Here is a 22104-nt window from a genome sequence, read left to right as displayed (position 1 = left end):
GGCCGAGACTACTTCGAAGCCAGCCCGAGCTCCACGCGCAGGCGCGGGTCCTGGCGCAGCTTCCACATCTTGCCGTCAAAGAAGTAGTGCATGTAGGAGTAGCTTGTCACCAGCGCGAACAGCGCTGCGTTGACCTGCCCGGAATCGGGCAGGATCGCGCTGGCGAGCTGGAAGTCGTTGCGCAGGAAGCCCTGCAGCAGCCCGCCGGCGATGATGGCGGCTGCGAACAAGGCCGCCGAGCCGAACATCGTCCGCACCATCGGAAGCACGCGCGCTTCCTGGTTGCGCGCTCGCGCCTTGCCTACCAGCCAGACGATCGCGTGGTACTGGAGGTCGTGGTAGCTCGTGATGAAGAGGATGACCAGGATGACGTCCTCGCGTCCCACCCACAGCAGCGCCATCCAGAAGTTGCTGACGACCAGCGCGATGTGCAGCAGTCGCAGCGACACCGCCGCCTTGCCGCGCAAGGCGCGCGCCGCCGCATCGAACAGCACGTAGCTGAACGAGGCGGCAAAGATCGCCAGCACGATCCACGCGCTCCAGACCGGGATCGGGAAGCGAAAGAGCTGCTCGCCGATGGGACCCTGCGCCGCCCAGCCGTGCGACAGGTTCATCAGATACGGAAACGTCGAGCCGCTGTAGAGCGCGATGGTTTCGGCTTGCGCCAGGCGCGAGCTGACCGGCTTCTCGCGCGCCTGATACAGGCGCAGGAAACCGTAGTGCTGGCGGATGATGTGGTAGGCGCCCCAGTACACGACCAGGCTCGCCCACAAGCGCGCCGGCGGCGTGCCGGGAAAGAACGCGAGCACGATGGCGGTCGAGCCGATCGCCAGCGCACCGGCAAGGTAGATGCGGCCGTACATCCGGCGGCTGCCGGCGTCGAAGACCGTCAGCGGCAGCGTGGCTACCTGATGCGAATTGTCGAGGACGACGAAGATCGCCAGCGCGATCAGCAGGCCGTAGGGCACGCTGACCGCGATCGCCCACAGCAGCAGCGGGACGCACCAGGCGGCGAGCAGGAAGAGCTGGTCGTAGCGCGGGCCGACGATCCACCGGCTGACGGGAGCGTTGGCGGCGCGCGGAGCCATGGACGAGGGCATGTACTGGCGTGTCGGTCCTGCGTCAACGCCCGTCCCGCAACGGCGACGCGATCGTCCATACGGAGAGTCGCACCCGATCGCGTTCCGGCCACCGCCTTGATCCGGCAGTCACGCCGCCGGCAGCAGGACGCGAAACGTGCTGCCGGCGCCGGGGGCGCTCTCGAGCTGGATCTCGCCGCCCTGCTGCTCGACGAACAGCTTGGTGATGGCCAGGCCCAGACCGACGCCCCCCTCGGCTCGCGAGCGCGCCTTGTCGAGTCGGAAGAAGCGCTCGAAGATGCGCTGCTGATGCTCGGCGGCGATGCCCGGCCCCTGATCGGTGACCTCGATGACGACTTCGCCGTCGGCGCGGCGGCCGGCGAGGCGGATCACGGAATCGTCGAGACCGTGGCGAATGGCGTTGTGCAGCAGGTTCATGACCGCCTGTCGCAGCAGCGAACGATTGGCCTTCGCGACCACGTCGCCGCTGCACGACACCTGAACGTTCTGCCCGCGCTCGGCCGCAAGCACCGAAAGGCTTGCGCGGATCTCGGACAGCAGCGAGGCGACGTCGATGGCCTCGGCGCGCGCCGCCACGTCGCCGCCCTCGGCCCGCGCCAGCGTCAGCAGCGCCTCCAGGATGTCGTCCAGCCGCGCAGCCTCCTCGAGCATGCTGCCGACGGCCTCGCGCAGCTCGTCCGCATCCCTGGCCTCCTGCACCGCCACCTCACCCACCGTGCGCAGCGCCGTCAGCGGCGTGCGCAGCTCGTGCGACGCATCGGCAGTGAAGCGCCGCAGCGCCGTGAACGAGTTCTCCAGGCGCTGCAGCGTATCGTTGAAGACCTCGGCGAGCTGGCCGAGCTCGTCGTGCGGGTTGGGCGCGGGCAGGCGCTGGCTGAGCGACTCGGACGTGATGCGACGCGCGCGCTCGGCCATCGCACCGACCGGCGCCAGCGACTGGCGCGCCATCGAATAGCCACCGACGGCCGCCAGCAGCGCCGCAATGGGGCTTGCCAGCACGAAGCCGAACAGGATCTGGCGCAGCGTGCGCACGAGCGCAGCCTCGTTGCGATAGACCCGCAGCAGAAGATCGCTGCCGACGGCCTTGCGCTCGAGCACGCGAAGCGGCGTGCCGTCGGGCATGATGGCCGAATAGGCGCGGACGCGGCCGCGACGCGGTGGCCGCAGGAACGCAGGCTGATCGCGCCGCTTGGCCGGCCACTGGCGAAGCAGCAGCTCCTCGTTGCCGGTCCACACCTCGAACCATGCCGTCGGCCGCACCGTGCCGCTCGAAAGGCGCGGGTCGTCGCGGCCGGCATGGCGCAGCGAGCGGCCGCCGGGCTCGAGGCGCGCTTCGATGAAATCCAGATCCACGTCCAGCTCGCGGTCGAGCACCGCATGCAGCCGGTGCTCGATGATCCCGTAGACGAAGAGACCGAGAGCAAGTGTGATTGCGCCGCTGACGATCGAATAGACCAGCGTCAGCCGTACCAGGATCGAGCTGCGGCGCCACCACGCCGGTCGCGGCAGCCGCCGCCACCAGGCCGGCTTCATTCGCTTCCCGCGCGCGCGAACACGCACGCGCCGCGCATCAACCCTCGCCTCCGCACGACCCTGGGCCCGACGGCACGGCGCATCACTCGTCGCCCGCGCGCACGACGAAGCCGACGCCGCGCACCGTGTGGATGAGCTTTCGCGAATGCCCGTCGTCGATCTTCTTTCGCAGATGCGCGACGTGCACGTCGATGACGTTGTCGAGCGGCGTGGCACGGTTCGGCTCGCGCCACACCTCGGCGGCCAGCATGCGGCGCGTGACCACCTGCGGCTGATGGCGCAGCAGATAGACGAGCAGGTCGTACTCGCGCGGCGTCAGCAGGATCTCCTGCTCCCCGCGCGTGACGCGGCGAGCCTGCACGTCCACGGTCAGGTCGGCGATCTTGTGCGTGCTCGGCTCTTCGTGCGCGCGGCGGCGCAGGAGCGCCCGGATGCGCGCCAGCAGCTCCGCGAACGCGAACGGCTTGACCAGGTAATCGTCGGCGCCGCTGTCCAGGCCGAGCACGCGATCTTCGACCGCGTCGCGCGCCGTCACCAGCAGGACCGGGGTCGCCACCCCGCGCTCGCGCATGTTGCGCAGCACCGAGATGCCGTCCTGCCCCGGCAGCATCCAGTCGAGCACGACCAGGTCGAAGCCCTGCTCGTCCAGCCGTGCGAGGCCCTCGTCGCCGGTGCGCGCCACGCTGATCTCGAAGCCCTCGGCGGACAGGCCCTGCCGCACGGCCTGGGCGATCTTGGCATCGTCTTCGATGACGAGGATCTGCATCTTCCTACCGCAACCGCATGCCGAAGAACTCGATGATCTCCTCGACCGCCTTCCTCGTGGGCTGGTTGTGCTCGTCGATGAGATGGAGCGTGACCACGCTGTGCGGGTTCTTCATGGGGGCGGCGGGGTTGGCGGCGCTGTCGGGGAGCACGCGGCCGACGAAGCGGTCGCCGAGCGCGCGCTCGTAAGCCGCGAAGCGCTCGGCGCGGCACATGCTGTCGCCGGCGAAGCGGTAGGCGAGCACCGTCAGGTCTTCACGCTCGAGGCGTTCCTTCACCTTCGCCAGCTCCTCGGGCGCGATGTGCATTCCCGCGTGATCGGTGACGGGCAGCGACGGCTGCGCCAGCACGGGCGCCAGCATGGCCGGCTCCAGCATCATCGACAGGGCGAAGTTGCCGGTGAAGCACATGCCGATGGCACCCACGCCCTTGCCGCCGCACAACGGATAGGCATGAGCGGCCAGCGCACGCAGCCATTGCGTGACGGGACTGGAGGCGTTGGCGGCGAAGGCGCGAAACTCCGAGCTGATGCATGCCCGGGCAACCGATTTTATGACGTAGGGCAGCGAAAAGGGTTGACCGGGATTGCCGAACAGCACCGGCATCCAGACGGTGAAGCCGGCGTCGCGGATCCAGCGTGCGAACCTTGCGACGTAGGGCGTGATTCCGGGCATCTCGCTGATGACGATGACGGCCGGCCCGCCTCCCGCCACGAACACCGGCTTGGGCCTTCCCAGCAGCTCGACCGAGCGGCATTCGAAGTCGTCGAGCGGGTCGGGCCGGGTCATGTCGGTTTGCGGCATCGGAATCTTCCCTCGGGCTGCTGAATTGGCCGGACCGAGCGGACAGGTCAATGTCCGCACACCACCTGCCTCGCGCGCGCTGGCCTTGGCGCTGCCGCGCGCCATATCGTGAGCACGTGGCGATGCCCCCTTTCACTGCGAACCTGGCGCTCGCTGCCGGGCTGGGCGCTCTCGCCCTCCTGTTTCCCGCTCGGGCCATCGGCGCATCCTGCGGCGATGCGAACGGCACCAACGGCACCAACGCCACCGACGCGCTGGTGGTTCTGCGAAAGGCGGTGGGAGGCAATCAGAGCTGTCCTCCCTGCGCGTGCGACGTCAATGCGGATGGCGGCGTCAGCGCCACCGACGCGCTTGCGGTGCTACGGCGGGCCGTCGGGCTGACTCGCTTCCTGGCCTGCTTCGCCGGTCAGGAGTGCACGACGCCGCAGCCGCTGCTCTCCGAGCTGATCGACGACAGCGTGGATGCCGGCGCGCTCCTGGCCATCGAGGCTGGCGGATTCGACCAGGAGAAATCGCACGTGATGCGCGTCTTCTCCGGCACCACGCTCTCGATCGAGATCCCGACCGTGATCGCGCAGGAAGGCGCTGCCGCGGCTGCGATGCCGCCACTGACCTCGGCCCTGGCCGTCAAGGTCCAGGTCCTGGAAGGCAAAGGCTCTTCCACCAGAGCCTCCAACGTCCTTGCCGGACCGACCATCGCGCCGCTGCCGGTTCCGCCCAACCCGCCCGGCCAGGTGACACGCGACTTCCTCGCCGGCGCCATCGCGCGCAGCCAGCAGCTCATCGATGAGATCGAGATGCGTGATGACGCCGAGTTCGATGTCGCCGCCGACGCCCTGGCCGATTCGATGGCGGCGCTGCAGACGCTCGACAGCCTCGTCCAATCGGCCGCAGCCGGCGGCATGCCGTCGCTGGGGTTCTTCGACGGTCAGCCTTTCGCGCTTACGCAGGCCGATGTCGTTCAGGTGGACGCGCTGCTGCTGGCGATGCTGAAGGCGCGCGCCGAGCACGTCGACGCGTCGCCCGCGCTGGCTGCGCGCGCCGCGGGCGACGGCGCCAGGGCTCCGCTCGCTCGAGGCGCGGCACAATCGCGTGCGCACGTTTCGACTCCACGCGCCGCGGGCGACTGCGGGCAGAATTTCGCCGATACCTATTACAACGACCTGAAGAACGGGCAGCCGACGACCGCATCGCGGCCGGGATATTTCTCGGCTCCGTGCGCGGCCGACGCATTCGGCACCGGCTTTGCCGTTGCCCAGGGCTCGGCGGCGCTGGGCGTGGGCGTGCTCGCGGCTGCGGGAGCGCCCGCCATCGCTCTGTCGCTGCCGGCGGCCGCCATCGGGTACGTCACGATCGTCGGCGGCAACGGGCTGATTGCGGTCGGTGGCGCGCTCGGCGCGGCAGCCGAGGGCTCTCTCGAGCTGGTCAAGCAGGGCATCCGCACCGTCGACCTGTCGATGCGCGCGATGCTCGACGACATCGTGCTGCCCGATCTCGATGGCGTCATCCGCGAGTTGGCGATGGCGGTCTACGAACTGGCGCCGAACATCACCGATCCGCCGCCGCCGCCGACGACGACCACGGTGACGTCATCGTCGACGACGACGATGGGCTCCGGCGTCGGATGCTTCTGTTGCTGCGCTTTCTGGGACGGCGTCGAGAATCCGTTCTACTGTCTGGAGTCCTCGCAGCCGCAGCAGCCGAGCAACGGCGAGACCGCCGTCTGCTCCGAGTACGGTCCCGACTTCTGCGGCACCGGGTTCTGTGAAAACTGATCGCGCGACGTGCGCGCGCGGCGCCAGGCTCGCGCCGCAGCAGCACGAACGGGGCAGCTCCAAGGACGGCTCGGCGACAGCGCGAGCCGCTAGATCTGCACGCGGTACACGCGCGACGCGGTGCCGCTGAAGAGCTCCCGCTTTTCGGCGACGGAACAGCCGGCGGCGATGCGTTTGAACGCATTCCACAACAGCCGGTAGCTGCCCGTGTAGCTGTCGACGGGATAGTTGCTCTCGAACATGGCGCGGGTCGGACCGAACGCTTCGATGCAGGTCTCGATGTACGGCTTCCATGCCTGCGCGAGCTGCTCCGACGATTGTGCCGGCTTCGCGTACGACCACGGGAACGCGGCAAACGGCATCGCCAGCCCGCCCAGCTTGACGACCACGTTCGGGCAGCTCGCCAGCTCGCGGATGCTTCTGCGCCAGACGTCGAAGCGCTCCTCGCGGCGGCCCTGGTAGGCGCCTATGCCCAAAGGCGTGCCGACGTGGTCGAGCACGATCGTCGTCTGCGGGAACGCGCGGGCCAGGTCGATCAGGTCGGGAAGCTGCGGCTCGAGCATCCACGCATCGAAAGACAGGCCGAGGCGCTCCAGGCACGCGAACCCTTCACGAAAACGGGAGTCCAGATACAGCCCCTGCGGCGCTCTGCCCGCCAGAGGCCCCAGCACGTTGAAGTCCTCGTCGTACGATGCGCTCTGGCGAATTCCGCGGAAACGCGCCGGCGCCGCTGCAATGTGCGCGCGCAGGACCTCCTCGACCCGTGCACCCATCGTCAGATCCACATGACCGACGATGGCGGCGCAGGCCCGCACGTTGCCGTAGAGCCCGCTCGCCGTCATCGCCGCGATGCCGTTGACGAATTCGGTCTCGCCGACGCAGCTCAGCTCGGGCGGCCCGTCGGCGCGGTACATGGCGCCGCACTCCAGGTAGACGGTCGCGCGCACGTCGTGCCCGCAGCGCAGGTCCGCGAGCAATTCATCGAGCAGATACCGGGGGACCTCATGGATGATGTCCATGAACGGGTGCTGCAGCGGCGGGAGGTTCTTGAGGATCTCCGTGGGACGATCCCACAGATGGTGGTGCGGATCGATGATGGGAAGCTCGGGGTCGAGAATCGCCTCGCTGTCGCTCATGCGGCCTTGTGCATTCCGCTCGAAGCCGACTCAAGCGCCGCCGCGCGCGCCGTCCTCGTCGGCGGACGGCTCCGAGCGCGCCCGCCACGCGGCTGGACTCCCGCCCGGGCCAATGCGAATTTCGCGCAGCGCAGTGCACACCGCCGGCACCAGCGGCGACGAGGACCGCCCATGAGTGATCTTTCCGACACCGATCATCCAGACACGGAGGCTCCCAGGCCCGTCGATCTCGATGCACTGCGCGAGAAGTACCGCCGCGAGCGCGACAAGCGTGTTCGCGCCGACGGCAACGAGCAGTACGTCGAAGTGGCCGGCCGCTTCGCCCACTACCTCGACGATCCGTACGTCGAGCCCGGTTTCCGGCGCGAGCCTCGGACGGACGAGGTCGAGGTGGTGGTGATCGGCGGCGGCTTCGGCGGATTGCTGGCGGGGGCGAGGCTTCGGCAGGCGGGCGTCGAAGACATCCGCATGATCGATCCAGCCGGCGATTTCGGCGGCACCTGGTACTGGAACCGCTATCCGGGAATAGCCTGCGACATCGAGTCGTACACGTATCTGCCGCTGCTCGAGGAAGTGGGCTACGTGCCCAGGGAGAAGTACGCGGGCGGCGCCGAGATTCTCGCGCACGCGCAGGCGATCGGCCGCAGGTTCGATCTCTACCGCGATGCCTGCTTCCAGACGCGCGTCGAGGAGCTGCGCTGGGACGAGGCAGCCTCGCGCTGGATCGTCTCGACGAATCACGGCGACCGCATGCGCGCGCGCTTCGTCGTGCTCGCGACCGGGCCGCTCAATCGTCCGAAGCTGCCGGGCATTGGCGGCATCGACAGCTTCCGCGGCCACTCCTTTCACGCCAGCCGCTGGGACTACCGCTACACGGGCGGCAGTTCCGAGGGCGGCCTGACAGGTCTGACCGGCAAGCGCGTGGGCGTCATCGGCACCGGCGCGACGGCGGTGCAGATCGTGCCGCATCTCGGCGAGTGGGCGCAGCACCTGTACGTCTTCCAGCGCACGCCCTCCTCGGTCGACGTCAAGATCAATCCGCCCACCGATCCGCAGTGGGCGGCCTCCCTGCAGGCGGGCTGGCATCAGCATCGGATGGACAACTTCAACAACCTGGTCTCGGGCGTGCCGCAGGGAGAGGACCTCGTCCATGACGGCTGGACCGACATCATCACCAGGCTGCTGCTCGGGATTCAGGCGGGCCAGACGATCGACTTCACGCCCGAAGGCATCGCGCGAGCCGTGGAGATGGCCGATTTCGAGAAGATGGAGTCGATCCGCGCGCGCATCGACGCGACGGTCAAGGATCCGGCGACGGCCGCGGCGCTCAAGCCCTGGTACCGCCAGTTCTGCAAGCGTCCCTGCTTCCACAACGAGTATCTGGAGACGTTCAACCGCGACAACGTCACCCTCGTCGACACCGAAGGGCGCGGCGTGGATCGCATCACCGAGCGCGGCGTGGTCGTGGGCCCGCGCGAGTACGAACTGGACTGCCTGATCTTCGCCACCGGCTTCGAGGTCGGCACCGACTACTGCCGCCGCGCCGGAATGCAGATCTACGGCCGCGACGGCATGAGCCTGACCGAGTGGTGGTCCGAGGGCGTCCGCACGCTGCACGGCATGCACGTGCACGGCTTCCCCAACTGCTTCCTGATGAGCAACTCGCAGGCCGGCTTCACCGCCAACTACCCGCACATGCTGAACGAGCAGGCCAAGCACCTGACCTACATCATCGACAAGGCCCGCCGCGAGGGGCTGCGGCGCGTCGAAGCGAGCAACGAGGCCGTGCGCCAGTGGATCGACCGCTGCATCGAGAAGGCGGGCGCGGGGATGATGTTCCTCGAGAACTGCACGCCCGGCTACTACAACAACGAGGGCAAGCTGTCCGAGCGCAGCGTGCAGAACGGCTTCTATGGCGGCGGCACCGGCTCGCCCGAGTTCATCGCGCTGCTCGAGCAGTGGCGCGCCGACGGAAAGCTGGCGGGCATCGAGGTCGCGTGAGCCCTCGGGCGGCGGCGTGAGCTTCGACGACCTCGACATCCAGGCGCTGCGCCGTCGTACCGGCGCCAAGTGGGCGCGCTGCGAGGATGACGTTCTGCCGGCGTGGGTCGCTGACATGGACTACCCGGTGGCCGAGCCGATCCGCCGCGTCCTCCAGACGATGATCGCCGATTCCGACCTGGGCTATGCGACCGGGCCCGACGTCGACGGCGTGCAGACGGCGTTCGCGCGACGGATGCACGAGCGCTTCGGCTGGCACGTCGACCCGGCGCGCGTCGAGGTGCTGACCGACGTGGTGCAGGGCATGCACCTGGCGATCCAGGCGTTCACTGCGGCTACCGATGCGATCGTCACTCCGGTTCCGATCTATCCACCGTTCCTCGAGGCCGTGCACGTCACCGGTCGCCGGCCGGTGTGGAAGCGCTACGTCCGCGGCGGCAGCGGTTACGAGATCGATTTCGAGCGCCTGCGAGCCGAGATGGTGCCCGAGACGCGCCTGCTTCTGCTGTGCAACCCGCACAATCCCACCGGCCGCGTGCTGACGCGCGACGAGCTGATGAAGCTGGCCGAGCTGGCGGTGGAGCGCGACCTCCTGGTCCTGTCCGACGAGATCCACGCCGAGCTGACCTACACCGGCCACCAGCACATCCCGCTGGCGATGCTGGGACCGGAGATCGCCGCCCGCACGATCACGCTGACGTCGGCGACCAAGGCGTTCAACATGGCGGGGCTGCGCTGCTCGTTCGCCGCCTTCGGCAGCGAGGAGCCGCACCGGCAGTTTCGCCGCCTGCACCATCATCACGCACGAGGCGGCATCGGATCGCTCGGCATGGCCGCGACGGTGGCCGCGTGGACGCAGTGCCAGGACTGGCAGGACGAGGTGATGCGCTATCTGCAGGGCAACCGCGATCTCGTCGCCGACCACGTCGCGCGCAGCTGGCCGGCCGTCGCGCACGTGGCGCCGCAGGCGACGTACCTTTCGTGGCTGGACCTCGGCGCCCTGCAGCTCGAAGGGTCGCCGCGCGACCTGCTGCTCGAGAAATGCCGCGTCATGCTCGCCGACGGCGAAGCCTTCGGCGAGGGCGGCCGCGGGTGCGTGCGGCTGAACTTCGCGACCTCCCGCCCGATCCTGCGCGAGATCCTCGGCCGGATGGACACGGTTCTGCGCAATCCGGCGTGAGGAAAGGCGTTGCGATCGGGGCGAGCATGCGCTCGAGGCTGCACGCCTACGCGCCGCGCAGCATTCCCTTCAGGTACTCGCGCTGCAGAATCTGGATGTGCCGGGTGGAGATGCGCTTGGGGCAGACGGCCTCGCATTCCCCTTCGTTGGAGCAGGCGCCGAAGCCCTCGCTCTCCATCTGCTCGACCATGCGCACCGCACGGCGGTAACGCTCGGGATGCCCCTGCGGCAGATACGCGAGGTGCGCGACCTTGGCGCCGGTGAAGAGAACGGCAGAGGCGTTCTTGCACGCGGCCACGCAGGCGCCGCAGCCGATGCAGGCTGCGGCATCGAAGGCCTTGTCGGCGGTCTCCTTGCCAATGAGGATCTCGTTGGCGTCGCGCGGCGCGCCGGTGTTGACGGAGACGTAGCCGCCGGCCGAAACGATGCGGTCGAGCGCACTGCGGTTGACGACGAGATCCTTGACGACCGGAAACGCCTTCGCGCGAAACGGCTCCACCGTGATCTGCTCGCCGTCCCTGAACACCCGCATGAACAGCTGGCAGACGGTCTTGCCGGTGCCCGGGCCGTGCGCGATGCCGTTGACCATGCAGCCGCACGAGCCGCAGATTCCTTCACGGCAGTCGGAGTCGAACGCGATGACGTCCTGACCTTCGGACACGAGCTGCTCGTTGAGCACGTCGAGCATCTCGAGGAACGACATGTCGGGCACGACGTTCCTGACCACGTATTCGACGAAGCGACCCGCGGCCTCGGCGTTGGCCTGTCGCCAGACGCGGACCTTGACGGTCATCGTGGCCTGTCTGCTGTTCGTCGTCTCCATGGCGTTCCCTGCTCGCGGCGTCTTCCCGTCACTTGTAGCTGCGCTGCTTGAGCTCGACGTGCTTGAACTCGAGCGGCTCCTTGTGCAGCACCGGCGTCTTGCCGCGGCCCGTGAACTCCCACGCCGCCACGTACGCGTATTGCGCGTCGTTTCGCATGCACTCGCCGTCTTCGGTCTGATACTCCTCGCGGAAGTGGCAGCCGCATGACTCCTCGCGGTCGAGCGCATCGCGCACCATCATGTCGGCGAACTCCATGTAGTCGTCGACGCGCAGCGCGTACTCGAGCTGCTTGTTGAAGTCCTCGCTGGTGCCGGTGACGGCGACCTTGTGCTGGTATTCGTCGCGCAGCGCATGCACCTCCGCCAGCGCCTCCTGCAGCCCCTTGCGGTTGCGCGCCATGCCGACCTTGTCCCACAGCACGCGGCCTAGGCGGCGGTGGTACTCCTTCACCGAGACGTCGCCCTTGGCCTGCAGCAGCTTCTGGATGCGCGCCTCCACCGCGGCTTCGGCTTCGGCGAAAGCATCGTGGTCCTTGCCGACCGGCTCGAGCCTGGTGCCGCCGAGGTAGTTCGCCAGCGTGTACGGGACGACGAAATAGCCGTCGCCCAGCCCCTGCATCAGCGCACTGGCGCCGAGGCGGTTGGCGCCATGGTCGGAGAAGTTGGCCTCGCCGAGCACGAACAATCCCTCGATGTTGCTCATCAGATGATAGTCGACCCACAGGCCGCCCATCGTGTAGTGGATGGCCGGGTAGATCTTCATCGGCACTTCGTACGGATTCTCGCCGGCGATGTGCTCGTACATGTCGAACAGGTTGCCGTAACGGTCGCGGATGACGTCGGCGCCCAGGCGCTGGATGGCGTCGGTGAAGTCGAGATAGACGGCGCGGCCGGTGGGACCCACGCCGCGACCTTCGTCGCAGACGGCCTTGGCGGCGCGCGAGGCGACATCACGCGGCACCAGGTTGCCGAATGCCGGGTAGCGGCGCTCCAGATAGTAGTCGCGCTCGTGCTCGGGAATCTGCTTGGGGCTGCGCTTGTCGCCCGCTTCCACGGGCACCCACACGCGGCCGTCGTTGCGCAGGCTCTCCGACATGAGGGTCAGCTTGCTCTGATGCGTCCCGGTCTCCGGAATGCAGGTCGGGTGGATCTGCGCGAAGCTCGGATTGGCGAACAGCGCGCCGCGCCGCGCGCAACGCCAGGCGGCGGTCACGTTGCTGTTGCCGGCGTTGGTGGACAGGTAGTAGGCGTTGCCGTAGCCGCCGGTGGCCAGCAGAACCGCATGCCCGACATACCGCTCGTACGTCCCGTTGACGAGGTTGCGGCAGACGATGCCTCGGGCGCGGCCGCCGACGATGACGAGATCGAGCATCTCGCGGCGCGGCAGAACGGTGACGGTGCCGGCATCGACCTGACGCAGCAGGGCCTGGTAGGCGCCCAGGAGGAGCTGCTGTCCAGTCTGACCGCGGGCGTAGAACGTGCGCGAGACCTGCGCGCCGCCGAAGGAGCGGTTGTCGAGAAGGCCGCCGTATTCGCGCGCGAACGGCACGCCCTGCGCCACGCACTGGTCGATGATGCGCACGCTGCTCTCGGCGAGCCGGTAGACGTTGCCCTCGCGGGCGCGATAGTCGCCGCCCTTCACCGTGTCGTAGAAGAGGCGGTAGATGGAGTCGCCGTCGTTCTTGTAGTTCTTGGCGGCGTTGATGCCGCCTTGTGCCGCGATGCTGTGGCTGCGGCGCGGGCTGTCCAGGATCGTGAAAGCCAGGACGTTGTAGCCGAGCTCGCCCAGGCTGGCCGCCGCCGACGCGCCCGCCAGCCCCGTCCCGACGACGATGATGTTGTACTTGCGGCGATTGGCCGGGTTGACCAGGTTCATGTGGGCCTTGTGCGTCTCCCACATGGTCTCGATCGGACCGCCAGGGACCTTGCCGTCGAGGATGGTGCCCTGGCTCACTGCCCACCTCCGTAGAAGAACACCCACACCGGCACTGCCATGAAGCCGGCCGTCAGAATCACCGCAAGCGCCTGTCCCGCCATGCGAAGCTGGCGCTTGTAGGAGACGCCCATGGACTCGAAAGCGCTGCCGAAGCCGTGCCAGGCGTGAAAGCCGAGCAGCGGAAGCGCGATCAAGTACCAGGCGGTGTAGCCGGGGCTCTGGAAGACCTCGATGACGAGCTTGTGGAGATCGCGCATGGCGCCGTCGGCCGTCTCGTACCAGTGGCCGAACTTGAACGTCTTCAGATGAAGCGGAACGAACACCAGCAGCACCACGCCCGTCAGGATCATCGTGGAGGAAGCCAGGCTCTTGCGGCTCGGCGGCCCCACCGGCTGCTTGAGGTGATAACCATCCGGCCGCGCGTCGCGGTTCTCCTTGGTCAGACGAAAGCCGGTGACGAAATGCGCGACGAACAGGACGACGAGGCCGAACTCGGCGAGATAGATGAGAGGGTTGGTGATGAGCTTGTGGCTGTATTCGTTGTAGCCCTGCGCATCGAACAGGACCAGGAGGTTGGCGGCCATGTGCGCGATCAGGAACGCGATCATCAGCAGACCGGTTGCTCCCATCAGCACCTTCTGACCGATCGTCGAACCGAGCAGCGTCAGGATTCGCTTCATGCGGCGGGCTCCGGCCGTCGTTCTAGGACATCGCGGAGAAATGTCCAGAAGTTATGCTGCGGCTTGAAGATACGCGACGCTAATACGATTGGCTGATCGGGCTAATCGAGCAGGCGGGTGCATGGCCGCGGCCGTACCGCCAATGTCTTGGTGAGCCACCGTCGCGGCAGCTGACGCTGCCTCGCAAGGCACCGACGTTGTCGCAAGCCGGCTGAAGCTCGCGGGACCTTCGCGAACGCGGCAGGAGGCTCAGGCCGCGAACTCGGCTTCGGTGAAAACGGGCGCGAAACCGCCGCCGGCCGTGCGGAAGTTCGTCGTCTGTCCCTGATAGAGCCGCGCAGCCACGAGCTGGACCCGAGCATCGTAGACGTAGCAGCGGACGTCGAGCTTGAGCGGCACATCGTTGCCGTCCTGCTTGATCGTCCGCTCGCTCGGCGGCACCAGGCGCTGCGCGACGTACGGCGTGTCGGAGGCGGCGATGGCTTCCCACACACCCCGCGTGAGCTTGTCGCCGCGATAGGCAGCCTTGCTGCCGTAGCCGCACGCCGGCTTGAAGAAGTATCGCTTGCGCTCGCTCCAGAGCCGGTCGCGGTTGCCGTCGTCCAGAAGGATCGTCCGCGGCACACTCGCCTCCAGGAGCGCAATGGTCGCCGGAGGCACGTTCCACGACTGCAGCAGCGCAGCGTCCGACAGCGCGATCAGATGGCGCTTGTCCGCGTAGAGCGCGTGGTCGCGCGGCCCCGGCGTGACCACGACGTGGCCGGAGAGGTACGCCGCCCGCAGCGAGGCCGACGCGCGCGTCTCCAGGTAGAAATCGGTCAGGCGATTGTAGACCAGATCGACGACGTGGCCGTCGGGCGCGTGGAGGCTGCCGTCACGGTACTCGAGCTGGACGGGGTCGAGAATGCTCGCGCGAAGACCGGAGCGCTCGAACAGCTCGCGGAACATCCGGAACTCCGGATACAGGTATTGCGCTTCGGGGTTCTCGTCGACGATGGCGACGCTGTTCCACGGCCGCTCGCCGCGCTGGAGGCGCCACTCGTTGCGGAACATCGCCAGGAACTCGGCATCCACCGCTTCGCCGGCGCCAGGCGCCGCCACCACCGCTTCGACCTCCTCGCAGCAAGCCCGCTGGGCACGCGCCAGCGCGGTGTTGAGAAGCGCGCCTCCGGCGTTGGTGTTGATCTCGATCAGCTGCGGGCCGGTGTCGGCAAGATGGAAGTCGTAGCCGAGGAAGACGCCGCGGGTGCCGGGGTCGAATCGGGCGACGTCCGGCGCGGTTTCCAGCGCCCGCGACGCGTACGCCGGCGTGCGGACGACCGACTCGATGGCGGACACCACGCGCTGCATGCGCGCCAGGTGATCGCGCGAGAGGAACACCGGCGTCCCCGAGAAGAGATGCGGCTGGTCGCGCAGGATCGTGGCATAGATGCCGACCTCGCCGGCGCCGCTTTCGAGCGACCGCTGCAGCGCGTGCGTATCGACGGCGATGCAATGACAGCTGCGGTTGAGCTGGTTGGTCAGGTCCCTGGCGCTGTCGGTGTCGTGCACGGCCACCAGCGCACGCTACAGAGAAACCGGGCGCAGCGCGAGCGGCTACGGCTTCCAACTCGCGGGCAGGATTCACGCCTCGCCGCGCTCCTGCATCAGGCGCGGCAGCACGAAATTGGCCCAGTCGGCGAGCTCGAGCTCGCCCAGCTCGGCGGCGGTGACGTAGCGCGCTTCGAACGCCCGTTCACCGTCGGGTCGTGCGATGCCGGACAGGACGCGGCACTCGAAGGCGGCGATCACGTAGGCGACGACATCTGCACCTACCAGACGCTGGTGACGTGCCGCTAACCTCAGGCAGGCGTCATGAAACCGTCGCTCGGTAGCGTTCCACGCTCGAGCGTCAACAGCCCTCGTCCACCACACCATTGCAGTTGTCGTCCAGGCCGTTGCACAACCCGGCCGCCGCTTCGTTCGAGTTGGTCGTCACGGGCCCGTCGGGACGAACGTTGAGTTCGTCTCTACGGCGGGGCTGCTTGCCGTCGCGGATCGTGCGGGCTCGACGGAGGGCGCTGTCGTTCGGCGTGACGCAGCCGCCCTACTTGGCGATCAGCGTACCGGCTTGTCGAATCCTTCCCATCCTCTTGCGCCCGATCATCCTGCGCCTGTTCCGCTCGAGGTCGGCAACTGCGCCAATGCAGCGTCCGAGTCGTATTTCGTCTCGACTGCCTGCGGCGGCGTGCTAGGGATTGAGGGTACAGCGAGCTCGCGCAACGACGGTAGCCCGCCAGCGCGGGGCGCAAACGGAGGACGAAATGCTCGAACTCATCTGGATCGTCATCATCGGCGCAGTCGTGGGCGCTTTGGCGAAGATGCTCATGCCGGGCGACGATCCAGGAGGCTTCTTCGTCACGGCTCTGATCGGAATCGCCGGAGCCGCCGTTGCTACGCTGCTCGGCCGGGCGCTCGGCCTCTATCACGCCGACGAAGCGGCGGGATTCATCGCTTCGATCGTGGGAGCGATCCTGATTCTTTTCGCGTACAGCCGGATGAGACGTTCTCGAGCGTGACGAAACGAGAAGCCTCGGCAGCGAGGACCGTGTCGTTTACGGTTGGCAGTTCACGTTGGCCAGCACGTCGGTGCGGTGCGTGATGTTCTCGAATGCCAGCGGCGTCTCGGCTTCCACGTCCAGGTCGTACTGCATGTCGATTCGCGGCGAATAGCTGACAAGGGCACTGCCGCTGCACTGGTAGCCGTAGGACTCGGAGAACGAGTCGCCCACGGGCGTGATCGGATCCTGCTCGATGGCCACGCCGCTGCTTGGTCCCCACGCGCCGAAGTCGTCGTCGGTATAGGTGGCGGTGTCGAAGGTGACGGCCTCGTCGTCGTTCTCGATCTCGATGCCGATCTGCAGCGGCACGTTCAGCGGCGCCGCCGTCGGCAGGTCGGCGATGCTCATGCGCACATCAAGAACCAGCGCGGCCACGAACGCCAGACGCGATATCGTTGCCGTGGTGGTCACCGTGTCGAGGACGCGATCCACCTCGAGTCCCTGGTTGCCGGCCATGGCGATGCCGTCCTCTCCGTCGCCGGTAAAGACGATGCCGACGTCACCCACCAGCATGCCCGGCGTGGCCGTGGGATCCTCGGTCTGGCGCACGCGAATCTGGACGTCCTCGTCCAGCTCCAGGCCCTCCGGTCCCAGCAGATAGACGCGGGCATCTTCATCGGAGGAGGCAAGCGGCTCGGGCAGATCCTCGATGTCCATGTCCTGAATGCGAATGGCCGTGTCCTCGCCGAGGGCGCCGGGCGGCACCACCAGCGTCATCACGTTGTCGAGCGAGGTGATGGAGCCGCCGGCAGCGCCGATGACCTGTTCGACGAAGCAGCCCGTGCAGTCGAGCACGAAATTCTGCCCAACCGCCACTCGCAGGACGCGCAGCGCGTCGGAGGCCGTCACCGCGCCGCTTTCGTCCACGTCGCAGACGCAGACCTGGCATTCAAAGGAGCCGACCGCGCTTCGAAGCACCGCCAGCGCATCGGATGCGGCAGGCGCCGGCCCGCTCGTGACCGGCTGGCCGCAGGTGTCGGCGGCAGATGCCGCCGTTGCGATCGTGAGGAGCGACAGGGCAAGGAGAGCTGCGCGTGGGACTTTCATGCCACGGGGATAGCAGCCGCGCCCGCAAGCGACAATGGGAAGAGGGCGCGGTTCAGCGGATCAGCAGCATGCACAGCGCCAGCTCGTCGAGCGCACGAAAGACCGGATGCTCGGGACGAAGTCGTCGGATTGGCCCATTATCGGACGCGCGATGTAGCCGGTTCCCCCTTTGAAACCCTTGTCCGCCTGCTGCACGGGCCCGCGCAGCAGCCATCGTCGCGGGGTGACGAGGCCGCTGCGCGGCGGTGCCGCGAAGTCATTCCAGGTGACTTCGCAGCATCCATGCCGACTTCTCCGCAACGTCGATGCGACGCACGCCAAGATCGGCGCTGGCGTCGTCGCCGGCCTTTTCAGCCGCCGCCACCAGCGCGCGAGCCGTTGCGGCAACGGTTGCGTGGTCCGCGACCAGCGTGCGGATCATCTCCTCCGCCTTCGGCACCTCCACCGCCTCCTCGACCGCGGCCAGGCGGGCGAACTGCGTGTACGAGCCCGGTGCCACGTGACCGAGAGCGCGAATCCGCTCGGCGATCTCGTCCACCGCCAACGCCAGCTCCGTGTACTGCGTCTCGAAGAGCGTGTGCAGGGTCGTGAACATCGGCCCCGTCACGTTCCAGTGGAAGTTGTGCGTCTTCAGATACAGCGTGTAGGTGTCCGCCAGCAGCCTTGCGGCGGCTTCGGCCACTTCGGTGTTTCTCTCGCTCATGTCTTCTCTCCTCAGGCGGCTGCCGTGGTCGCGCACGCCGCCGCCAGGTGCCGTTCCAGATCGTCGGCGCCGCCGATGCGCACGCCGTCGATGAATACCTGCGGAACCGTCGAGGCTCCGCTCACCGCGCGCAGCGCCTCGATGCCGCCGACGCCGCTGATCTCGATCTCGCGGTAGGGCATTCCCGCCGCCGCCAGCGCGTTCTTGGCGCGTGTGCAGTGCGGGCAGCCGCTCTTCGTGAATACCACGACGTTGGCCCTGTCGGCGGTCTGCGGGGAAACGTACGCGAGCATCGTGTCGGCGTCCGACACTTCGAAGGGATCGCCGTCCTTGTGCGGCTCGACGAACATCTTCCGGATCACGCCGTCCTCGACCAGCATGGAGTAGCGCCACGAGCGCGGGCCGAAGCCGAGATCGGCCTTGTCGACGAGCATGCCCATCGCGCGCGTGAACTCGCCGTTGCCGTCGGGAATCAGGCGCACGTTCCGCACGTTCTGGTCGCGGCCCCACGCCTCCATGACGAAGCCGTCGTTGACGGAGAGGCAGACGATCTCGTCGATGCCCGCCGATCGCAGCGCCGGCGCCAGCTCTTCGTAGCGCGGCAGGTGCGTGGCCGAGCAGGTCGGCGTGAATGCGCCGGGCAGGGCGAAGACGACGACGTTCTTGCCGGCGAAGAGCTCGCGGGTGCTGACGTCCTTCCAGGAGCCGCCGTCGCGGGTCCGGAACGTGACTTCGGGGATGCGGGTTCCTTCCTTGGTTGCTTGGGTCATGAGTGTTTCTCCTTGCGACCCAATTTGAGGCCTGAGGTGCCATAGCTCAAATTGAACTTTTCTCTCACGACGATAACCTGCCGTTATGGCCGCCAGAAAGCCCACGCCCGTGCCGCTGCCCACCTTGCGCCAGCTCGAGTACGTCGTGGCCATTGCCGACGAGGCTTCGTTCGGCGCGGCGGCCGCGCACTGTCACGTCTCGCAACCGGGCCTGAGCGCGCAGGTCCGCGAGGTGGAGCGGCTCCTCGGCGTGCGCATCTTCGAGCGCGACCGCCGCGGCGTGATCGTCACCCCCGCCGGCGTCGAGATCGTCGAGCGCGCACGTGCGCTGGTCGCGACCGCGCGGGAGATGGTGGAGCTGGCGCGACGCCGCGCGCGGCCGCTGTGCGGCCCGCTGCGCCTCGGCGTCATTCCGACCATCGCGCCGTACCTGCTGCCGGCGGTGCTGCCGCACGTGCGCGCGGAGTTTCCCGAGCTCAGGCTCATGCTGCGCGAAGAGAAGACCGAGGTGCTGCTCGGCCTCATCGGCAAGGGTCGCATCGACTGCGCGCTGATCGCGCTGGACGTGCCGATGGCCGGCATCGAGTCGGCGCCCATGTTCGACGATGCCTTCCTGCTGGCGGTTCCGAAGGGGCATGCTCTGGCAAGGAAGAAGCAGGTGGAGGAGAGCGACCTCGACGGCGAGCGGGTGCTGCTGCTCGAGGACGGCCACTGCCTGCGCGATCAGGCGCTGGCCGTGTGCGCGCGCGCCGGCGCCGACGAAGACGCGGACTTCCGCGCCACCAGCCTGGCCACGCTCGTCCAGATGGTCGCCGGCGGCGACGGCGTCACGCTGCTGCCGTCGATTGCGGTGCCGGTGGCCGAGAGCTCGGGCGTGATCGTGCGTCAGTTTCGGGCGCCGCCGCCGAGCAGACGCATCGGCCTGGTATGGCGAGCGGGATCGTCGCGCGGCGAGGAGATGCGCACGCTGGCGGCGAGCATGGCCGCCGCGTACGCGGCCGCCGGCGAAGGTGGAGGTGGCGCCACGGCGCGTACGCACAAACGCCGCTGACGGCGCCGGCGGCGACGAGCTGCCGGCCTAGAACTGCAGGTACGGCAGCGACGCTGCCGTGCGCTCGACGTCCTGCTTCCCTTCGAGCAGCCTGCCGATGGGGTCCCACTGCCCCGTCATCAGCGCCTCGCGCGCGGCGGGCTTGATCGACAGCGGGAGCACCAGGTCGCCGGCCGTGACCGCCTGCGTCTCCAGGTCGATCGTCACCTGCATCTGCGGCTCGCGCTCGATCAGGTCGCTCAGCTTGCGGATGTCCTGCGACGACAGCGTCACGCACGGCAGGCCGAGAGTGGTCGAGTTGCCGAAGAAGATCTCGGCAAAGCCCTCGGCAATCACCGCGCGGAATCCCGCCTTGGCGATCGCCTGCGGCGCGTGCTCGCGCGAGGAGCCGCAGCCGAAGTTGCGGCCGGAGACGAGAATGCTCGCGCCGGCAAAGCGCGGATCGTTGAGGTTGTGCGGGCGCGGCTGCTCGTTCTCGTCGAAGCGCACGTCGTAGAAGAAGTAGCGGCCGAGCCCGTCGAAGGTCACGCACTTCATGAAGCGCGCGGGAATGATGCGGTCGGTGTCGATGTCGTCGCCGGGGACGTGCACGGCGCGCCCGCTGACCTTCGTGATGTTTTCCAAAGCCATTGACTCTTCTCCACGCAGCGGCAGCAGCCGTTGCCATGCTCGGACGAAACGACGCCTGCGTCGTCTTCTATCGCTCGACGAGCAGACGCCGTGCCTGCCGCGAAATGCTCAATGCAAGGCCTGACCCCGTTCAGATGCGGAAGGTTTCGCGGGCATCCGCTACTGCGCCTTCGACTGCGGCGGCCGCGACCATGACCGGGCTCATCAGGATCGTGCGGCCCGTAGGGCTGCCCTGGCGTCCCTTGAAGTTGCGGTTCGACGAAGACGCACAGAGCTGGCCGCCGATCAGCTTGTCGGGGTTCATCGCCAGGCACATCGAGCAGCCCGCCTCGCGCCACTCGAAGCCCGCCTCCGTGAAGACCTTGTCCAGGCCTTCGGCGATCGCCGCGCGCGCCACTTCCTGCGAGCCCGGCACGGCCAGCGCACGCACTCCGGGCGCCACCTTCCTGCCCTTGAGGTAGCTGGCGACTTCGCGGAAATCGCTGAGGCGTCCATTGGTGCAGCTTCCGATGAAGCACACATCGACCTTGGTGCCCTTGATCGGCGCCCCGCCCTGCAGCTTCATGTACTCGAGCGCCTCCTGGATGCTGGCGCGTTCGGTGTCGTCGCTCGCCTCGCTCTCCGCCGGCACACGCTCGTCGACCGCGATCGCCTGACCGGGGTTGATGCCCCACGTCACGGTCGGCGCGATGTCGGCGGCGTCGATCTCGACGACGTCGTCGAAATACGCGTCGGCGTCGGAGGCGATCTCCTTCCAGTACTCGAGCGCACGGTCCCAGGCCTCGCCCTTGGGCGCGTACTCGCGACCCTTCAGGAACTCGAACGTCTTCTCGTCGGGATTGACGTAGCCGACGCGCGCGCCGCCCTCGATCGACATGTTGCAGATGGTCATCCGCTCTTCCATCGACAGCGCTTCGATGGTGGGGCCGGCGTACTCGTAGGCGAAGCCGGTGCCGCCGTTGACTCCGAGCGTGCGGATGACGTGCAGGATGATGTCCTTGGCGTAGACGCCGGGGCCGAGCTTGCCGTGCACGTAGATGCGGCGGACCTTCAGCGGCGCCAGCGCCAGCGTCTGCGTGGCCAGCACGTCGCGCACCTGCGTGGTGCCGATGCCGAAGGCGATCGCACCGAACGCGCCGTGCGTGGAGGTGTGCGAGTCGCCGCACGCGATCGTCATGCCAGGCTGCGTGATGCCGAGCTCGGGGCCGATCACGTGCACGATGCCCTGGTGGCCGGTCTCGGGGCCGAAGAAGCGGATGCCGAACTCGCGGCAGGCCTCCTCCAGCGCCACGATCATCCCTTCGGCCAGCGCGTCCTGGTACGGACGCGCGCGAGTATCGGTCGGAACGATGTGGTCGACGGTGGCGAAGGTGCGCTCGGGGTGCGCCACCCCCAGGCCGAGATCGCGAAGCATTCCGAAGGCTTGCGGGCTGGTCACCTCGTGGATGAGGTGGGCGCCAATGAACAGCTGCACCTGTCCGCCGGGCAGCTCCCGGACCGTGTGCCGCTCCCATACCTTCTGAAACAGGCTCTTTCCCATGGATCGTTTATCGCAAAGGTCGACTATGTAG

General features: G+C 67.9%; 20 protein-coding genes. 5 read left to right on the top strand and 15 right to left on the bottom strand.

Annotated features, from left to right (window positions below; translation table 11 throughout):
• Positions 1 to 8: 8 nt before the first annotated feature.
• From VEC57_17200 to VEC57_17185, 4 genes are all read right to left on the bottom strand, one after another.
• Positions 9 to 1088 (bottom strand): hypothetical protein, encoded by a 1080-nt coding sequence (locus VEC57_17200; protein HYC00874.1) that lies wholly within the window; start codon positions 1086 to 1088, stop codon positions 9 to 11.
• A 120-nt stretch (positions 1089 to 1208) separates the two neighbouring features.
• The gene (locus VEC57_17195) at positions 1209 to 2633 is read right to left on the bottom strand and encodes an ATP-binding protein (GenBank protein ID HYC00873.1); all 1425 of its coding nucleotides are present in this window, start codon (positions 2631 to 2633) and stop codon (positions 1209 to 1211) included.
• Positions 2634 to 2715: 82 nt separating this feature from the next.
• Positions 2716 to 3399: a response regulator transcription factor gene (locus VEC57_17190; GenBank protein ID HYC00872.1), complete on the bottom strand. Its 684-nt coding sequence runs from the start codon at positions 3397 to 3399 to the stop codon at positions 2716 to 2718.
• Positions 3400 to 3403: 4 nt separating this feature from the next.
• Positions 3404 to 4201, bottom strand: coding sequence for a dienelactone hydrolase family protein (locus VEC57_17185; protein HYC00871.1), 798 nt, complete (start codon positions 4199 to 4201; stop codon positions 3404 to 3406).
• 122 nt (positions 4202 to 4323) lie between these two features.
• Between VEC57_17185 and VEC57_17180 the strand changes: the two genes are divergently transcribed.
• Positions 4324 to 5976: a dockerin type I domain-containing protein gene (locus tag VEC57_17180; protein HYC00870.1), complete on the top strand. Its 1653-nt coding sequence runs from the start codon at positions 4324 to 4326 to the stop codon at positions 5974 to 5976.
• 89 nt (positions 5977 to 6065) lie between these two features.
• On the opposite strand, the gene VEC57_17175 is transcribed toward VEC57_17180, so the two are convergent.
• Positions 6066 to 7112, bottom strand: a complete 1047-nt coding sequence (locus VEC57_17175) for an amidohydrolase family protein (protein HYC00869.1) — start codon at positions 7110 to 7112, stop codon at positions 6066 to 6068.
• A gap of 171 nt (positions 7113 to 7283) precedes the next feature.
• Between VEC57_17175 and VEC57_17170 the strand changes: the two genes are divergently transcribed.
• Positions 7284 to 9113 carry an NAD(P)/FAD-dependent oxidoreductase gene (locus VEC57_17170; protein HYC00868.1) on the top strand — a complete coding sequence of 610 codons (1830 nt, stop codon included), beginning with the start codon at positions 7284 to 7286 and terminating at the stop codon, positions 9111 to 9113.
• A 16-nt stretch (positions 9114 to 9129) separates the two neighbouring features.
• On the top strand, positions 9130 to 10293 hold the full coding sequence (locus VEC57_17165; protein ID HYC00867.1) for a PatB family C-S lyase: 1164 nt from the start codon (positions 9130 to 9132) through the stop codon (positions 10291 to 10293).
• 46 nt (positions 10294 to 10339) lie between these two features.
• Here the strand turns inward: VEC57_17165 and VEC57_17160 are convergent, their stop codons facing one another.
• The 5 genes from VEC57_17160 to VEC57_17140 form a co-directional block, all read right to left on the bottom strand.
• Complete coding sequence (locus VEC57_17160; protein ID HYC00866.1) at positions 10340 to 11116, bottom strand: succinate dehydrogenase/fumarate reductase iron-sulfur subunit; 777 nt, start codon at positions 11114 to 11116, stop codon at positions 10340 to 10342.
• A 28-nt stretch (positions 11117 to 11144) separates the two neighbouring features.
• A complete protein-coding gene (locus VEC57_17155; GenBank protein HYC00865.1) occupies positions 11145 to 13070 on the bottom strand; it encodes a fumarate reductase/succinate dehydrogenase flavoprotein subunit in 1926 nt (641 codons plus the stop codon).
• Positions 13067 to 13732 (bottom strand): succinate dehydrogenase cytochrome b subunit, encoded by a 666-nt coding sequence (locus VEC57_17150; GenBank protein HYC00864.1) that lies wholly within the window; start codon positions 13730 to 13732, stop codon positions 13067 to 13069. Before VEC57_17150 ends, VEC57_17155 begins: the two co-directional genes overlap by 4 nt.
• Positions 13733 to 13981: 249 nt before the next feature.
• A complete protein-coding gene (locus VEC57_17145) occupies positions 13982 to 15289 on the bottom strand; it encodes a hypothetical protein (protein HYC00863.1) in 1308 nt (435 codons plus the stop codon).
• A gap of 66 nt (positions 15290 to 15355) precedes the next feature.
• Complete coding sequence (locus VEC57_17140) at positions 15356 to 15523, bottom strand: hypothetical protein (protein ID HYC00862.1); 168 nt, start codon at positions 15521 to 15523, stop codon at positions 15356 to 15358.
• Positions 15524 to 16035: 512 nt separating this feature from the next.
• Between VEC57_17140 and VEC57_17135 the strand changes: the two genes are divergently transcribed.
• Positions 16036 to 16290, top strand: coding sequence for a GlsB/YeaQ/YmgE family stress response membrane protein (locus tag VEC57_17135; protein ID HYC00861.1), 255 nt, complete (start codon positions 16036 to 16038; stop codon positions 16288 to 16290).
• 36 nt (positions 16291 to 16326) lie between these two features.
• Here VEC57_17135 and VEC57_17130 read toward each other — a convergent pair whose 3' ends face one another.
• The 3 genes from VEC57_17130 to VEC57_17120 all read right to left on the bottom strand — a co-directional run bounded on the left by VEC57_17130 (position 16327) and on the right by VEC57_17120 (position 18852).
• Entirely contained in the window at positions 16327 to 17379 is a 1053-nt protein-coding gene (locus tag VEC57_17130; protein ID HYC00860.1) for a hypothetical protein, read from the bottom strand.
• 256 nt (positions 17380 to 17635) lie between these two features.
• Entirely contained in the window at positions 17636 to 18082 is a 447-nt protein-coding gene (locus tag VEC57_17125) for a Dps family protein (GenBank protein HYC00859.1), read from the bottom strand.
• A gap of 11 nt (positions 18083 to 18093) precedes the next feature.
• Entirely contained in the window at positions 18094 to 18852 is a 759-nt protein-coding gene (locus tag VEC57_17120; protein ID HYC00858.1) for a glutathione peroxidase, read from the bottom strand.
• An 85-nt stretch (positions 18853 to 18937) separates the two neighbouring features.
• Here VEC57_17120 and VEC57_17115 point away from each other — a divergent pair, with 85 nt between their 5' ends.
• Positions 18938 to 19903, top strand: a complete 966-nt coding sequence (locus VEC57_17115; GenBank protein HYC00857.1) for a LysR substrate-binding domain-containing protein — start codon at positions 18938 to 18940, stop codon at positions 19901 to 19903.
• 27 nt (positions 19904 to 19930) lie between these two features.
• Here VEC57_17115 and leuD read toward each other — a convergent pair whose 3' ends face one another.
• Together leuD and leuC are read right to left on the bottom strand one after the other, a co-directional pair.
• A complete protein-coding gene (gene leuD / locus VEC57_17110) occupies positions 19931 to 20533 on the bottom strand; it encodes a 3-isopropylmalate dehydratase small subunit (protein HYC00856.1) in 603 nt (200 codons plus the stop codon).
• A 130-nt stretch (positions 20534 to 20663) separates the two neighbouring features.
• Positions 20664 to 22073, bottom strand: coding sequence for a 3-isopropylmalate dehydratase large subunit (leuC, locus tag VEC57_17105; protein HYC00855.1), 1410 nt, complete (start codon positions 22071 to 22073; stop codon positions 20664 to 20666).
• Between the last annotated feature and the right edge of the window lie 31 nt (positions 22074 to 22104).

The sequence above is a fragment of the Candidatus Limnocylindrales bacterium genome, assembly GCA_035626395.1.
In the GTDB taxonomy this organism is placed as follows: Bacteria; Desulfobacterota; Binatia; order UBA1149; family CAITLU01; genus DASPNH01.
The sequence above is the reverse complement of the archived record's forward strand: the minus strand, read 5'-3'. Positions and strand labels throughout refer to the sequence as shown.